This is a genomic window from Rhodococcus sp. IEGM 1305 (genome assembly GCF_030058635.1).
GTDB classification, from domain to species: Bacteria; Actinomycetota; Actinomycetes; order Mycobacteriales; family Mycobacteriaceae; genus Rhodococcus_F; species Rhodococcus_F opacus_D.
In genome coordinates, this window is record NZ_JASHKX010000006.1 from 230,707 (window position 1) to 246,371 (window position 15,665).

At 68.6% G+C, this 15,665-nt stretch carries 13 protein-coding genes; 8 read left to right on the forward strand and 5 right to left on the reverse strand.

Annotated elements, in window-relative coordinates; translation table 11 throughout:
* Nucleotides 1–2 precede the first annotated feature (2 nt).
* The 5 genes from QM693_RS13620 (at nucleotide 3) to QM693_RS13640 (ending at nucleotide 4,702) form a co-directional block, all read left to right on the forward strand.
* Complete coding sequence (locus QM693_RS13620) at nucleotides 3–983, forward strand: putative antibiotic biosynthesis monooxygenase (protein WP_283352588.1); 981 nt, start codon at nucleotides 3–5, stop codon at nucleotides 981–983.
* 96 nt (nucleotides 984–1,079) lie between these two features.
* On the forward strand, nucleotides 1,080–1,730 hold the full coding sequence (locus QM693_RS13625; RefSeq protein WP_105422827.1) for an ABC transporter permease: 651 nt from the start codon (nucleotides 1,080–1,082) through the stop codon (nucleotides 1,728–1,730).
* Nucleotides 1,723–2,949 carry an ABC transporter ATP-binding protein gene (locus QM693_RS13630; protein ID WP_280784824.1) on the forward strand — a complete coding sequence of 409 codons (1,227 nt, stop codon included), beginning with the start codon at nucleotides 1,723–1,725 and terminating at the stop codon, nucleotides 2,947–2,949. Before QM693_RS13625 ends, QM693_RS13630 begins: the two co-directional genes overlap by 8 nt.
* Entirely contained in the window at nucleotides 2,946–3,719 is a 774-nt protein-coding gene (locus QM693_RS13635; RefSeq protein WP_005247766.1) for an ABC transporter permease, read from the forward strand. The genes QM693_RS13630 and QM693_RS13635 overlap by 4 nt, the downstream gene beginning before the upstream one ends.
* Nucleotides 3,719–4,702, forward strand: coding sequence for a glycine betaine ABC transporter substrate-binding protein (locus tag QM693_RS13640; protein WP_283336603.1), 984 nt, complete (start codon nucleotides 3,719–3,721; stop codon nucleotides 4,700–4,702). Before QM693_RS13635 ends, QM693_RS13640 begins: the two co-directional genes overlap by 1 nt.
* A 3-nt stretch (nucleotides 4,703–4,705) precedes the next feature.
* Here QM693_RS13640 and QM693_RS13645 read toward each other — a convergent pair whose 3' ends face one another.
* The 4 genes from QM693_RS13645 to QM693_RS13660 form a co-directional block, all read right to left on the reverse strand.
* Nucleotides 4,706–5,671, reverse strand: a complete 966-nt coding sequence (locus QM693_RS13645) for an endonuclease/exonuclease/phosphatase family protein (RefSeq protein WP_283352589.1) — start codon at nucleotides 5,669–5,671, stop codon at nucleotides 4,706–4,708.
* Nucleotides 5,668–8,682 carry a bifunctional [glutamine synthetase] adenylyltransferase/[glutamine synthetase]-adenylyl-L-tyrosine phosphorylase gene (locus tag QM693_RS13650; protein ID WP_283352605.1) on the reverse strand — a complete coding sequence of 1,005 codons (3,015 nt, stop codon included), beginning with the start codon at nucleotides 8,680–8,682 and terminating at the stop codon, nucleotides 5,668–5,670. Before QM693_RS13650 ends, QM693_RS13645 begins: the two co-directional genes overlap by 4 nt.
* Before the next feature lie 8 nt (nucleotides 8,683–8,690).
* The gene (glnA, locus tag QM693_RS13655; RefSeq protein WP_005247775.1) at nucleotides 8,691–10,031 is read right to left on the reverse strand and encodes a type I glutamate--ammonia ligase; all 1,341 of its coding nucleotides are present in this window, start codon (nucleotides 10,029–10,031) and stop codon (nucleotides 8,691–8,693) included.
* 116 nt (nucleotides 10,032–10,147) lie between these two features.
* The gene (locus QM693_RS13660; RefSeq protein ID WP_283352590.1) at nucleotides 10,148–11,716 is read right to left on the reverse strand and encodes an alpha/beta hydrolase; all 1,569 of its coding nucleotides are present in this window, start codon (nucleotides 11,714–11,716) and stop codon (nucleotides 10,148–10,150) included.
* 183 nt (nucleotides 11,717–11,899) lie between these two features.
* Here QM693_RS13660 and panB point away from each other — a divergent pair, with 183 nt between their 5' ends.
* The 3 genes from panB to pip are packed head-to-tail and all read left to right on the forward strand — an operon-like array spanning nucleotide 11,900 to nucleotide 14,243.
* On the forward strand, nucleotides 11,900–12,769 hold the full coding sequence (panB, locus tag QM693_RS13665; protein WP_105422819.1) for a 3-methyl-2-oxobutanoate hydroxymethyltransferase: 870 nt from the start codon (nucleotides 11,900–11,902) through the stop codon (nucleotides 12,767–12,769).
* A gap of 39 nt (nucleotides 12,770–12,808) precedes the next feature.
* Nucleotides 12,809–13,270, forward strand: a complete 462-nt coding sequence (locus QM693_RS13670) for a hypothetical protein (protein WP_283336599.1) — start codon at nucleotides 12,809–12,811, stop codon at nucleotides 13,268–13,270.
* A gap of 7 nt (nucleotides 13,271–13,277) precedes the next feature.
* Nucleotides 13,278–14,243, forward strand: a complete 966-nt coding sequence (gene pip / locus QM693_RS13675; RefSeq protein WP_283336598.1) for a prolyl aminopeptidase — start codon at nucleotides 13,278–13,280, stop codon at nucleotides 14,241–14,243.
* Between the two features lie 4 nt (nucleotides 14,244–14,247).
* On the opposite strand, the gene QM693_RS13680 is transcribed toward pip, so the two are convergent.
* Complete coding sequence (locus QM693_RS13680) at nucleotides 14,248–15,648, reverse strand: RNB domain-containing ribonuclease (RefSeq protein ID WP_283352591.1); 1,401 nt, start codon at nucleotides 15,646–15,648, stop codon at nucleotides 14,248–14,250.
* Nucleotides 15,649–15,665: the final 17 nt, after the last annotated feature.

Below are 15,665 nucleotides of genomic sequence, written 5' to 3' on the forward strand. Positions count from 1 at the left end.
ACGTGCCGCATTCACACCCGCGCAGCCCTGCCGCGTCCCCGGTGTCGGTGATCTTCCAACGCCGGATCGACGACGCGAGTTACGCCGACTACGCACGGTGGCAGAAACGCGCGGCGGAGGCCCTCGGGACAGTTCCGGGTTTCATCGATCAGGACATCGTGCCGCCGTCGCCGCCCGTGCAGGACGACTGGGTGGACGTGCTGCGGTTCGCCAGCATCGAGGACGCCCGCGCGTGGCTCGACAGCGACCTCCGGACGGAACTCGTGGCGGAGATCAAGCACGCCTTCATCGGCAACGAGGACGTCCACCTGCTCACCGGCGAGCAGACCCGGGAGCAGTCGGCGACGTCGGTGGTCATCTCCTGTCACGTCGACCCCGAGGACGAGTCGGCGTTCATGGACTGGCAGCGCAAGATCTCCGCCGCCGAGGCGGGGTTCCGGGGTTTCCGGGGGCACAAGGTCGAGAGACCGGTGCAGGGGATCACCGAGGACTGGACGATCGTGCTGAGCTTCGACACCGAGGACAATCTGGCGGCGTGGATGGATTCACCCGAGCGGGCCGCCCTCTTGAAGGAGGGTGAGAAGTTCAACAAGAATCTCCGAATCCGAAAAGCGAGCTACGGTTTCGACTTCTGGTTCCGCGGCGCGGGCGGCGACGAACCGCCCCCGGTGCCCGTCGCCCGAAGTAATCTCCTGGCCCTGCTGGTGCTGTATCCACTGGTGGTGATCTGGGGCCATTTCGTCAGCGCACCGTTCATCGAGGCGCACGGGGTTCCGATCGCCGTCGCCCTGTTCGTCGGGAACCTCGTCACCACCCAGATCCTCGGCTGGTGGGCCGTTCCGGCGGCGTTCAAGGTGTTCGGGTGGTGGATGGACCCGGCGATCTCCCCCCGCCGGCGGAACCTCGGTTACGCCGTGATGATCGCGCTGTTCGGGATGTCGATCGCCGTGTGCACCCTGCTGTTCATGATCCCGACCACGTAACAGAGTTTCCGATTCACCTGCGCGATGTTCGGGTACATAGCACTGTGAAGGACCGAGGTCTGTTTCACATCGGGAGAAAGGTGTTCACGGTTGGACATGCAGCAACTGTGGGACTTCGTCTCCGCCCGGAAGCAGCAACTGCTCACCGACTCCTTCCTGCACGTCAGCGCAGTCGTGCAGTCGGTGGTGATCGCCACGATCGTCGCGGTGGCGATCGGGATCCTCGTGTACCGCAGCCCGGCCGGCTCCGCGATCGCCACCGCACTCGCGAGCACGATCCTCACCATCCCGTCGTTCGCCCTGCTCGGCCTGCTGATCCCGATCCTCGGACTCGGTGTCGCCCCCACCGTCACCGCTCTCGTGCTGTACGCACTGCTGCCGATCATCCGGAACACCATCCTCGGACTCGCCTCCGTCGACCCCGCGATCACCGACGCGGCCCGGGGCGTGGGAATGAGCCGCACGACGGTGCTGAGCAGGATCGAAATCCCGCTCGCCTGGCCGTCGATCTTGACGGGCATGCGGGTGAGCACCCAGATGCTGATGGGCATCCTCGCGATCGCCGCCTACGCCAAGGGTCCCGGGCTCGGCAACCTCATCTTCTCGGGACTGTCCCGCGTCGGCAGCCCGACAGCGATACCGCAGGCCCTCACGGGGACCGTTCTCATCGTGATCCTCGCCCTCGTACTCGACGGCATCCTCGCCGTCATCGGCCGACTCACCACCTCCAGGGGGATCCGTGACTGACCTCGACGCACCGCACACCAACGGAAGCACCGTCTCGGGAGTGGACATCGTCCTCGAAGACGTCGTCAAGAGCTACCCGGGCCAGGAGAAGGCGGCAGTCGACAACGTGTCGATGCGCATCCCCGCCGGCGAGATCGTGGTTCTCGTCGGCCCGTCCGGCTGCGGCAAGACCACCACCATGCGCATGATCAACCGGCTCATCGAACCGACGTCGGGGAAGATCACGATCGGCGGCAAGGACGCCCTGTCCATCGACCCGGACAAGTTGCGGCGCGGCATCGGCTACTCGATTCAGCAGGCCGGACTGTTCCCGCATCTCACGATCGCGAAGAACGTGGGCACGGTCCCCGGTCTGATCGGCTGGGACAAGAAGAAGATCGCCGACCGCACCGACGAGATGCTCGACCTCGTCGGACTCGAACCCGACCTCTACCGCGAGCGCTACCCCCGGCAGTTGTCGGGCGGTCAGCAGCAGCGCGTCGGGGTGGCGCGGGCGCTGGCCGCCGATCCCCCGGTGCTGCTCATGGACGAGCCGTTCGGCGCCGTCGACCCGATCACGCGCGGACTGCTGCAGGACGAATTGATGCGACTGCAGTCCGATCTCGGCAAGACGATCGTCTTCGTGACGCACGATTTCAACGAGGCGGTCAAGCTGGGCGATCGGATCGCGGTGCTGGGCAACCAGTCGCACATCATGCAGTACGACACTCCGGAGGCGATCCTCGCCCATCCCGCCAACGACATGGTGGCCGGGTTCGTCGGCGCGGACGCCTCCCTGAAGCAGCTGACGCTCACCCGGGTGGCAGAGGTCGAACTCCTCGACTGCCCCACCGCGTACGAGGACGGCTCGGTGGACGATCTGCGGGCGGCGATCTCGTCCCGCAGGATCAAGTGGGGCGTCCTCCTGGACGCGCGGGACCGCCCGACCCGCTGGGTGTCGTTGCGGCATCTGGCCAACGCCACGTCGCTGCGCGACATCGGCGACCCGATCGAGGAGGTGGTGTCGACCCAGTCGACGCTGCAGGACGCCCTCGAGGCGCTCCTCGCGGAGAGCAGTGCGTCGACGATCGTCACCGGCCGGCGGGGCGAGTACCGCGGCCTGATCACGATCGACACACTGGTGACGCACCTGTCCGCGATGCGTGAGGAACACGCGCACGACGACGAGGCCAGCGAGCCGCAGCGGGACGGGGCGAGTGAGGGCGGCACACCGTCATGACGGCCGCCGTCGCCACGAAACCCACCGCACCGGCCGCCCGGCGGTCGGAGCGGGCCCGCTTGCTGGTCCAGCCGATCATCGTCGTGATCCTGGTGGCGGGTGTGCTCGCCTGGGCCTTCAACCGCGAACTCACCGCCACGCAGAAGGGCAGCCTCAACGCCGCCAACATCGCGACCCTGACGTGGCAGCACGTGCTGATCACGGTCGCGGTGGTCGCGATCGTCGTCGTCATCGCCGTCCCGCTGGGGATCCTTCTCACGCGGCCCGGGTTCACCAAGCTGGCACCGATCTTCCTCGGAATCGCCAACATCGGACAGGCCGCACCGGCCATCGGACTCCTGGTGCTTCTCTTCCTCGCGACGGGGACCACCGGATTCTGGATCGGGGTGCTCCCCATCGCGTTCTACTCTCTCCTGCCCGTTCTCCGGAACACGATCCTGGGTCTGCAGGAGGTCGATCCCGCCGTCATCGACGCCGGGCGCGGACAGGGCATGACCGCCGGCCTCGTCCTGCGGAAGGTCGAGTTCCCACTCGCCGTCCCGTACATCCTCGCGGGACTGCGCACGTCGCTCGTGCTCGCCGTGGGCACCGCGACACTCAGTTTCCTCGTCAGCGCCGGCGGTCTAGGAATCCTCATCGACACCGGATACAAGTTGCGCGACAACGTGACCCTGGTGGTGGGAGCCGTGCTCGCGGTCGCGCTCGCGCTGCTCGTCGACTGGTGCGGCGCCCTGGCCGAGGAGTTCCTCGGCCCGAAGGGGCTGCGCTGATGAACCACCTCCGGAAGGCGATCGCCGCGACGGCCGTGACACTCTGCGGAGTCCTCGCCGCGTCCTGCGGCCTCGAATCCGGTGGCGCCCTGCCACTGTCGGTGGAACCGGGCAGCATCCAGCCCGTCCCCGAACTCGAGGACGTCAAGATCACCGTCGGTTCCAAAGACTTCACCGAGCAGGTCACCCTCGGGTACATCATCGAGTTCGCGCTCAGTGCCGCCGGCGCGGAGGTGCGCGACCTCACCAACATCCAGGGGTCCAACAGCACCCGGGACGCCCAGCTGGACGGGCAGATCGACGTCACCTACGAGTACACCGGGACCGGGTGGATCAACTACCTCGGCAACGAGATTCCGATCCCGGACCCGACCGCGCAGTTCGAGGCGGTCCGCGACGAGGACCTCGACAGCAACGGCATGGTGTGGGTCGATCCGGCCCCGATGAACAACACGTACGCACTCGCGATGAGCAGGCAGACCGCCGAGGAAACCGGGATCACCACCCTGTCGGAGTACGCAGATCTGGTCAACCGCGACCCCGCTGCCGCGACGACCTGCGTCGAAACCGAATTCAACGTCCGCCAGGACGGGTTCCCGGGTATGGCCGCCAAATACGGCTTCGACCCCGCCCGCGCGAACCGCCAGATCCTCCAGACTGGCATCATCTATCAGGCCACCGCCGACGGAACGCAGTGCAAGTTCGGCGAGGTGTTCACGACGGACGGCCGCATCATCGCGCTCGACCTGGTGCTGCTGGACGACGATCGCCAGTTCTTCCCGAAGTACAACCCGGCGATCACCATGCGCAAGGATTTCGCCGAGGCACATCCGCAGGTCGCGGAGGTGATGGCCCCGATCTCCGCGGCACTGACCAACGAGGAGATCACCGAACTGAACCGGAGGGTCGACGTCGAGGGCGAGGAACCGGCGGACGTGGCCCGGGACTGGCTGGTGCAGAAGGGATTCGTCACGCTGCCGTGACGGTCAGCTGCCGAGGTCGATCTTCGCGATCAGGCCGCGATGATCCGAACCCGTCAGCACCACCGATTCCACGGACTGCGCCTGCGCTCCGCTCGTGACGATGTGATCGATCGCGATCATCGGCGGCAACGGCTGCCGGTCGGCGGGATAGGTGTTCTGGATTCCGGCACCCACCTGGTCGGCGGCATCGCGGTAGCGTCCGGTCACGAGGTTGCGGTACTTCACGTGGTCGCGGGTGGAGTTGAAGTCGCCGCTGACGATCACGGGTCCCGAGTCGGCGGGGACGGCGTCGAGAACGGCTTTGATGCGGTCCATCTCGCGCGACCACAGCGACGGATCCGACGGCCACGGCGGAACGGGATGGAACGCATACAGTGCCGTGCTCGCACCGTCCGGAAGTCCCACCCGGGCCGACAGCGCGGACAGGACGAATTCCGAGTGGTGGACCTTGTCGGTCAGCGGGTACCGGCTCCAGATCCCGGTTCCCTCGCCGCCGCTGCCGGGCATGAGGAACGAGAACGGCAGGGTCGATTCGATTCCCGCGGCCACCAACCGGTCGACGGCCTCCGGTGTCAGTTCGTTGACGGTGAGCACGTCGACGTCGCGGTCCCGGATCTGCCCGACGAGGGAGTCGGCGTCCGCGTTGCCGAGCCAGATGTTGGCCTGCATCACCGTCAGTTCCGGCCCGGACGCCGTCACCGAACTGTTCGCGACGTACAGCGGGCCCTGCGACAGGGTGGCCACCGCGGCCACCGTCAGCGCCACGCCGAAACCGATCCAGTGCCGGGTGATTCCGAGCAACAGCACCCCGACCGCGGCGACGGCCATCAGGTACGGCGCCGCGGAGGCCAGCACGAGCAGGCGCTGGTTCTGGACGTCGAGGAATCTCAGCACGACACCGAACACGCCGACGAGCACCGCGAGCCATCCGAGGGCCGTCAGTGCCCGCACCCCCCAGGTGGCGATCACTCCCCGAAGACTCTCTCCACCACAGCCTTGGCCCGCCGGGTCACCCGCAGGTAGTTGTCGAGGAACTCGCCCGCATCGCCGCCACCCCAGCCGGCGATCTGCGCGACCGCGGACAGCACCCGGCCCGAACCGGGCAGCTGATCGGTGGCCTTGCCGCGGACGAGCACGAGGCAGTTGCGCGCCTTCGTCGCGGTGATCCATGCGTCACGGAGCAATTCGACGTCGGACTCGCTGAGCAACTCGGCCGCGCCGATCGCGTCGAGCGTCTCGAGCGTCGACGTGTTGTGCAGCGACTCGATCTCGTGGGCGTGCCGGAGCTGGATCAGCTGCACGGTCCATTCGATGTCGGCGAGGCCGCCGCGCCCGAGCTTGGTGTGTGTCGCGGGGTCGGCGCCGCGCGGCAACCGCTCGGAGTCGACCCGCGCCTTGATGCGCCGGATCTCGCGGACCGCCTGCTCCGACACCCCGCCCTCCGGGTAGCGGGTCTTGTCGATCATGTGCAGGAAGCGCAGCCCCAGATCGGCGTCGCCCGCGACGTGATGCGCGCGCAGCAGCGCCTGGATCTCCCAGGCCTGCGCCCACTGCGCGTAGTAGGCCTCGTAGGACGCCAGGGTGCGCACCATCGGGCCGCTGCGGCCCTCCGGGCGCAGGCCGGTGTCGACCTCGAGCGGCGGATCGGTGCTGGGCGCGCCGAGCAGGGCCCGCACCTTGTCGCCGATGCTGTTGGCCCACTTGACGGCGACGGTCTCGTCGATCCCCTCGCGCGGCTCGCAGACGAACAGCACGTCCGCGTCGGAGCCGTAGCCGAGCTCGCCGCCGCCGAGCCGGCCCATGCCGATCACCGTGAACGTCGCGGGAGCGGGCGTGCCGAGTTCCTTCTCGCTCGCCTTGGTCACCGCCGCCAGGGCGGCATTGAGCACCGCCGCCCACACGGACGACAGCGCCTTGCACACGCCCTGCACGTCGAGCATGCCGAGGATGTCCGCGGAGGCGATACGCGCCAGCTCGTAGCGGCGCAGAGACCGCGCCGCGGCGATCGCGCGGGCCGGGTCGTCGTGGCGTGCCGACGCCGTCAGGATGCCGCGCGCGACGTCCTCCGGCTTCGACTCGAGCAGTCGCGGTCCGGCCGGCGAATCCGCGAACAGGCGCACGACGTCGGGCGCCTTGATCAGCAGGTCGGGAACGTAGGCGGAGGATCCCAGCACCGTCATCAGCCGCTCGGCGACCGACGCCTCGTCACGCAGCAGCCGGAGGAACCAGGTCTGATCGGTCATCGCGTCCGACAGCCGCCGGTACGCGAGCAGACCCGCATCGGGATCCGGGGTGTCGGCGAGCGATTCGAGCAGGGTCGGCAGCAGCAGCGCCTGGATGCGACCCTTACGGGACGCGCCGCTGGTCAGAGCGGTGAGGTGCCCGAGCGCGTTCTCCGGGGCGGTGTAACCCAGCGCCGCCAGCTGGCGGATGGCCGCGTCCGGGCTCAGCCGCAGCGCCTCCTTGTCGATGCGCGCCACCGATTCGAGCAGCGGCCGGTAGAACAACTTGGCGTGCAGCCGCCGCACGCGGTGCGAGTTGCGCTTGATCTCCGCGTTGAGAACGCCGAGCGCGTCCTTGCTGCCGTCCGGCCGCATGTGCGCCGCCCGGGCCAGCCAGCGCAGCGCCTCCTCGTCGTCGGCGGGTGGGAGGGTGTGTGTACGCCGCAGCTTCTGCAACTGCAGCCGATGCTCGAGCAACCGCAGGAACTCGTAGGACGCAGCGAGATTCGCGGCGTCGTCGCGACCCACGTAGCCGCGGGCGGCGAGAGCGGTCAGCGCGTCGATGGTGCTCTGGACGTGCAGGGCCTCGTCCGCGCGCCCGTGCACGAGTTGCAGGAGCTGGACGGCGAACTCGACGTCGCGCAGACTTCCGCGTCCCAGTTTCAGTTCGCGTTCGCGGAGTTCCGGCGGAACCATCTCCTCGACCCGGCGGCGCATCGCCTGCACCTCGGGAACGAAGTCCTCACGCTCCGACGCGGTCCACACCATCGGGCTGAGGGCGTCGACGTACTGCTGTCCGAGCGCGGCGTCGCCAATCATCGGGCGGGCCTTGAGCAGCGCCTGGAACTCCCAGGTCTTGGCCCAGCGCTTGTAGTATGCGACGTGGGATTCGAGGGTGCGGACGAGTTCCCCGCGTTTGCCCTCCGGCCGCAGCGCGGCGTCCACGTCGAAGAAGGCGGAGGAGCCGATGCGCATCATCTCGCCCGCGATCCGGCTGGCGGTGGCGTCGGCGGGTTCGGCGACGAAGACCACGTCCACGTCGCTGACGTAATTGAGTTCGCGGGCACCGCACTTGCCCATGGCGATGACGGCCAGCCGCACGGGACAGGGGGCGTCCGGGCACACGGCTGCGACGGCCACCGCGAGGGCGGCGTTCAGCGCGGCGTCCGCCAGATCGGACAGCTGATGCCCGACCGTCTGGTACGGAAGTACTGGTTCGTTCTCGACAGTCGCCGCGAGGTCGACGGCGGCGAGCAACATCAGCTCGTCGCGGTATGTCTTGCGCAGCGCCGCGATGGCATCGGGTCCGGTGACCTTCGCCCGGTAGAGGTTGGCATCCCGGTGAGTGCCTTCCTCGGGTTCGGCCCCGACCGAGGCCATCATCGTGGCGGTCGCCTCGCTCTTCGACGGGAGCCGGACGTCGCCGGCGAGGATCTTCCACGACGCGGGATCCGCGACCAGATGGTCGCCGAACGCGCTGGACGCACCGAACAGACCGAACAGCCGGCCACGCAGGCCCTTGTCGGTACGGAGCGCCGCATCGAGTTCGGCCCAGTCCTCGCCGAGCCCGTCCTTCAGGCGCACCAGGGTGCGGAGGGCGAGGTCGGCGTTCGCGGCCCGCGACAACGACCAGAGCAGTTCGATGCTGTCTTCACCGACCCACCCCAGATCGCGGAGTTCGGAAGGAGCGGTCGGCTCGACGAGACCCAGACGACCCGGACCGGGAACGGCAGAACGCGCTGCCGGAGGCTTCACCATGCTCTTGCTCACAACCCCAGATACGTCTTGAGTTCGAACGGCGTCACGTGGCTCCGGTACTCCTCCCACTCGCGACGCTTGTTGCGCAGGAAGAAGTCGAACACGTGCTCGCCGAGTGCTTCGGCCACCAACTCCGACTTCTCCATCTCGCGCAGCGCGCCGTCGAGGTTGCCGGGCAGTTCCCGGTAGCCCATGGCGCGGCGCTCGGCCGACGTCAACGCCCACACGTCGTCCTCGGCCTCCGGCGGAAGTTCGTAGCCCTTCTCGATTCCGCGTAGACCCGCGGCGAGGAGCACCGCGAACGTCAGGTACGGGTTGCAGGCCGAATCTGGGCTGCGGATCTCGACGCGACGCGACGACGCCTTGTTCGGCGTGTACATCGGGACGCGGACCAGCGCCGACCGGTTGGAGGGACCCCAGGACGCGGCGGTCGGGGCCTCGCCACCGTGGATCAGCCGCTTGTAGGAGTTCACCCACTGGTTGGTGACGGCGCTGATCTCGTTGGCGTGCTCGAGGATGCCGGCGATGAACGCCTTACCGGTCTCCGACAACTGCATCGGATCGTCCGGGTTGTGGAAGGCGTTGGTGTCGCCCTCGAACAGGCTCATGTGGGTGTGCATCGCCGAGCCGGCCTGATCGCTGAACGGCTTCGGCATGAACGTGGCGCGCACGCCCTCGGCGATCGCGACCTCCTTGACGACGTAGCGGAACGTCATCACGTTGTCGGCCATCGAGAGGGCGTCCGCGTACCGCAGGTCGATCTCCTGCTGGCCGGGGGCCGCTTCGTGGTGGCTGAACTCGACGGAGATGCCCATCGATTCGAGTGCGTCGATGGCGTGCCGGCGGAAGTTGGGAGCGGAGTCGTGGACTGCCTGGTCGAAGTAGCCGCCGGAGTCGGCGGGCTTCGGCGGCGTGCCGTCGATCGGCCCGTTCTCGAGGAGGAAGAACTCGATCTCGGGGTGCACGTAGCAGCTGAAGCCCAGATCGCTCGCCTTGTTCAGTTGACGGCGCAGCACGTGCCGCGAATCCGCCCAGGAGGGCGAACCGTCGGGCATGGCGATGTCGCAGAACATGCGGGCGGAGTGCTGATGCCCCTTGCTCGAACTCCACGGCAGCACCTGGAACGTGGACGCGTCCGGCTTTGCGACCGTGTCCGCCTCGGACACCCGGGAGAAGCCTTCGATCGCGGATCCGTCGAAGCCGATGCCCTCCTCGAAGGCACCTTCCAGTTCCGCGGGGGCGATCGCCACCGATTTCAGGTATCCGAGAACGTCCGTGAACCACAATCGGACGAACCGAATGTCGCGCTCTTCGAGGGTGCGAAGCACGAATTCCTTTTGGCGATCCATGTCCGCGAGAGTAAGCAAAGTTCGTTAAATCTGTGTTACTTCGTTGATTCGACTCTGCCGGAATCCGCATCGTGCCAGCGTGCGGGCACCTCGGTCGATCCCGTCACAGGCGTGGGTCAGCACGTCAGGTCCGCAGCCGGCGCCGCGAGGTCGACCAGATAGTCCGAAACGGCGTCGTCGACGCACGCCTCGCCGTCGAGAACGACGGTGTGCTGAGTGCCCCGGTACGTGACGAGCGAGCCGTTCATCTGCTTCGCCAGATCCACGCCCGCCTGGTACGGCGTCGCCGGATCCTCGGTCGTCGACACGACGACGACCGGCGGGATCCCGGGCGCCGACACCGTGTGCGGCGCGCCCGTGTTCGGCGCGGGCCAGAACGCGCAGACGTCCAGCGGCGCACTGCCGGTTCCCCGGCCGTCGTCGAGGAAGGGCGCCGCCTGGCGGTACCGCACATCCGCCTCCCCGACGACCACGCGGTCGGTGACCGGCGGATCGTCCATGCAGCGGATCGAGTTGAAGGCGTCGTTGAGATTCGAGTACGTGCCGTCGTCGGCGCGCCCCTCGTACAGATCGGCCAGCATCAGCAGCGAATCACCGGTCCCCGTCTGCAAGCTCTCCAGACCGCCGCGGAGCGGGCCCCACAGATTCGGCGAGTACAGGGCCTGCTGGACGCCGGTGATCGCATCGGTGTAGCTGAGTCCGCGCGGGTCGGTGGTCGCGGCCGGCTTGTCGATCAGCGGGTCGACGAGCGCCCGGAACCTCGCGTTCGCCTGCGCCGGGTCGGTGCCCAGCGGGCAGTCCGGCTGCTGCATGCAGTCCGCGGCGAACGCGTCGAACGCGGACTGGAATCCGGCCGCCTGCAGGATCACTTCCTCCGTCGGGTCCTGCTCGGGATCGAGGGCACCGTCGAGGACCATCGCGCGCACGTTGCCCGGGAACGTCTCCGCGTACGTCGAGCCGAGCCGGGTGCCGTACGAGTAGCCGAGGTAGTTGAGCTTCTCGTCACCGAGCACCGCCCGGATGACGTCCATGTCCCGCACCACGTCGTACGTGCCGACGTGCGCGAGGACGTCGACACCGGTCCGCTCCGCGCACTTGTCCGCGTACTCGCGGTTCTCGGCCTCCGTCTGTGCGATTCCGGCGGGACTCATGTCGACGTCGTCGTCCTTGCGTCTCGCGTCCACCTCCGGCGGGGTCAGGCAGGTCACCTGCGGGGTGGACGCGCCGACGCCGCGCGGATCGAAACCGATGACGTCGAACCGCTCCGCGATCTCGGTGCCGTCGGCCACGGACGCCAGCCCGATCCCCGACGCCCCCGGGCCACCGGGGTTCACGAGCAGCGATCCGACCTTGTCGCCGGTCGCCTTCGACCGGGACACGGCGATCTGAGCGGTGGCGCCCCCGGGGTTCGCGTAGTCGTTCGGCACGGTCACCTTCGCGCAGTCGAGAGTGTCGCCGAGTGGAGACCCGTCCGTGCTGTACCCCTCGCACGAACCCCACTGCACCTGCTGCGTGTAGAACTCCTCGAGCCCCGCCGGGATCGGTCCGGCCGGAGCCGCCGCGGCCGCCGACGGTTCGGCGACGGCCTCACCGGCGTCCCGACCGCCTCCCGCACAGCCTGCGACGACAAGGACGACGGCGATGCACCCCGCGAACGCGGCCGGTACCCGAGCACTCTTCGACATAGGACGATCGTGCCAGGGGTTCCACGCCGGCAGTCCTTCCCGCAGGTCAGAGGACAGTCAGGGGGTGTGACCTATCGCACCCGCGCGAGCCCTTCGCTCCCCCGCGGGCCGGTGGCAGACTGTAGGCGTCATCACCCGCACCCGGGGACCCGTCAAGGGCCTCGAGGCCAGAAAGGGACAACGATGTCCGATAGCAAGTCGTCCGCGAGCACGTCAGAAGATCGGCTCTACGGATCAGCACCATCGCACGACGTTCCCAAGCGCAAGACCCGAACCCACCACCTGCAGGCCATGAAGGCCGAGGGTGAACGCTGGGCGATGCTCACCGCCTACGACTACTCCAGCGCCCGCATCTTCGAGGAAGCCGGGATTCCCGTTCTCCTCGTCGGCGATTCGGCCGCCAACGTCGTCTACGGATACGAGACCACCGTCCCGGTCACGATCGACGAACTCCTCCCCCTCGTTCGCGGCGTCGTCCGCGGTGCGCCGCACGCTCTCGTGGTGGCGGATCTCCCGTTCGGCAGCTACGAAAGCTCCCCGGAGCAGGCCCTCGCGTCCGCGACCCGGTTCATGAAGGAGGGGCTGGCGCACGCGGTCAAGCTCGAGGGCGGCGAGCGCGTCGCGCCGCAGATCGCCGCCATCACCGCGGCAGGCATCCCCGTCATGGCCCACGTCGGGTTCACCCCGCAGAGCGTGAACTCGCTCGGCGGTTTCCGCGTGCAGGGCCGCGGTGACGCCGCCGAGCAGTTGGTCGCCGACGCGATCGCCGTGCAGGAGGCCGGCGCGTTCTCCGTCGTCATGGAGATGGTGCCCGCCGAGATCGCAGGCCAGGTCACCCGCAAGCTCACCATCCCCACCGTGGGCATCGGAGCGGGCGTCGAGTGTGACGCCCAGGTCCTCGTGTGGCAGGACATGGCCGGCTACACCAGCGGCAAGACGGCGAAGTTCGTCAAGCGCTTCGGTAACGTCGGTGACGAGTTGCGTGACGCGGCCGCCGCATACGCGACCGAGGTACGCGCCGGAACGTTCCCGGCGGAAGAGCACAGCTTCTAGGTCGTCCTCGACTCACCGGGCCGGCACACACTCGAGGGGATGTTCATGGGACAGCGACACGTGCACGGCACCGGACGGCGTCACCGCCTGGCCGTGATGGCGGCCGGGACGGTGGCGGCCGCGGCGGTCGTCACGGGGTGCGCCGGCCCCGGCCCCGCACCCGCCCCCGGAAGCACCGCACCCCCGGCACCGGCCACCACGGTGGTTCCCGGCACCGCCCTCGTGCCAGGTGGCGTCACCGAGGCGCAGGCCGCCCAGCTGTGCACCGACCTCGAAGGTCAGTTGCAGAGCTGGCGCACCTACACCCCGACCATCGGCAAGACCGGGTTGAACGGTCTCGTCGGCACCTGGATCGCGCAGAACAACCTCGACGCGCTCGATTTCCTGCAGGACCGGGGCCGGATCGACGTGATCACGACGGCGGCCTGCCCCGGCATCCGGCAGGAGGCGGTAACCGCGCTGGAGATCCCCGATCTGGCGTCCGGCCTGATCGGGTTCTGAGGCCGACGTGACCCAGCTGCGCACCTTGTACCCGCCGCTCGAGCCGTACCAGTTCGGGCATCTGGACGTCGGCGACGGACAGCAGATGTACTGGGAGCAGAGCGGCAACCCCGACGGGAAGCCGGTGGTGTTCCTCCACGGCGGGCCCGGGGGCGGCACCGATCCTGCGCAACGACAGTTCTTCGACCCGCAGGTGTACCGGATCGTACTGCTCGACCAGCGCGGATGCGGTCGTTCCACACCCCACGTCGCCGATGGGGCGGATCTGTCGGTCAACACCACCGACCGTCTCCTCGGCGATGTGGAGTTGCTGCGCACCCATCTCGGCATCGACCGGTGGCAGGTCTTCGGCGGGTCGTGGGGCTCCACACTGGCTCTCGCCTACGCCCAGAAGCATCCCGACCGGGTCACCGAGCTGGTGCTGCGGGGGATCTTCCTGCTGCGCCGCAGCGAGATCGACTGGTACTACAACGGCGGCGCCGGACACCTGTTCCCCGAACTGTGGGAGGAGTTCCTGGCGCCGGTGCCGGAATCGGAGCGGGGTGGCGACCTCGTCGAGGCCTACCACCGGCTCCTGCACTCCGACGATCCCGACGTCGCGACGCGGGCCGCGGTCGCGTGGTCCACGTGGGAGGGTGCGACGAGTTCACTGCTCCCCAAACCGGAACGGGTGGTGGAGACGTCCCAGCCGAGGTTCGCGCTGGCCTTCGCCCGCATCGAGAACCACTACTTCCACAACCGCGGGTTCCTGGACGAGGGTCAGCTTCTCCGGGACGCCGCCGCACTGGACGGCATTCCGGGCGTGATCGTGCAGGGCCGCTACGACGTGGTGTGCCCCGCGACCAGTGCGTTGGCGCTGCACCGGGCCTGGCCGGATTCGCGGCTCGAGATCGTCGACGATGCGGGACACTCCGCGATGGAACCGGGCATCGTGCATCACCTCGTCGAGGCAACGGACCGGTTCCGCGACTGACCCGCTATGCGGGGTAACCGAACTCGACGGTCCGCTTCGCGACGTCGGCGGACACGAGCCTGATCTTCACCTGTTCGCCCTCGGCCGGGTCGCCCACGCATTTCGCCATCACGGACACGGACGGGACGAACACGTCCGCGGTGCGCTTGCCGTTCCGTGACCGCAGCACGGTCGCGTCGAACGTCTCCCCCACCCGGTCGGCGAGCACGGTCGCTTCGGTGAGGTCGATGCAGGCACGGTCGATCTTGCTCGCGAGGGAATCCGAGCCGACCATGATCTCGGGCATCGAGCCCAGCGCTTCCCGCGCCCAGGACGGCACCGGCATTCCGGCGGTGACGGCGAGGCACACCTCCGTGGAATACCGGTCCGAGAGCCGGCGCAGCGGCGCGGTCACGTGGGCGTACGGGGCACCGATGGCAGCGTGCGTGGTCAATTCGGGCAGGGCGCCGTCGAACGCCGCGTAATCCGCCCCCCGCAGCAGTGACGGCGCCTCGGTCATCAGCACCAGCGTCGACGCCGAATTCGGGTCGAGCCGCGCCAGGAGTTCCCCGACACCGACGCTCTCCGGCCAGTCGATCCCCAACGCCGACGCCGTGCGTCGCAGCGCCTCGACCGCGTCCGGCCCGGCGGGCGGCAGCGTGCGGAGCAACCCGACCTTCGCGTCGAGCATCATGGCCGCGGCGCACATTCCGGTGAGGAGCGAAACCTCGGCGTTCCAGTCGTCCGCCTCGGTGCGAGGCGCGAGGTCGACGCGCCAGCCGTCCCCGTCCGGCACCACTTCCTGCTCGGGGAGACGGAGTTCGATCGCGCCGCGCGCCACCGCCGCCGCGGTGCGGAGCCGGCCGAACTCCGGCAGCGACGCGATCGACGGATGCAGTCGCCCCGCCTCCGCATCGGCCTGCACACCGGCGTAGTCCAGCCGCGCCACGGAACGGACCGTGGCACGGGACACCGTGCAGGACACCGGTTCGGCCGATTCGTCCAGTTCGATCCGCCACACCACCGCCGGGCGATCCTCGTCCGGGAGGAGACTCGCGGATCCTTCGGAGAGTTCCTGCGGGTGCAACGGAACCTTGCCGTCGGGAAGGTAGAACGTCTGCCCGCGTTTGCGGGTCTCCACGTCGAGCACCCCACCGGGCTCCACGACGGCGCCGACGTCCGCGATCGCGTAGTGCAGGACGAATCCGTCGGGTGTCCGCTCCAGATGCAGCGCCTGATCGAGATCCAGGGAATCGGGCGGATCGATGGTGACGAACGCGAGATCGGTGCGGTCCTCCCGCTCGGACGCGTACCGGTCGGACGCCGCCCGCGCCTGCGCGACCGCCGCTGGCGGATACCCCTCCGGCAGGTGGAATTCGGTGCGCACGGTGCCGAAATCGATTCCGCGCGCAAGGAAACGACTCATCGGCACCTCACGCACAC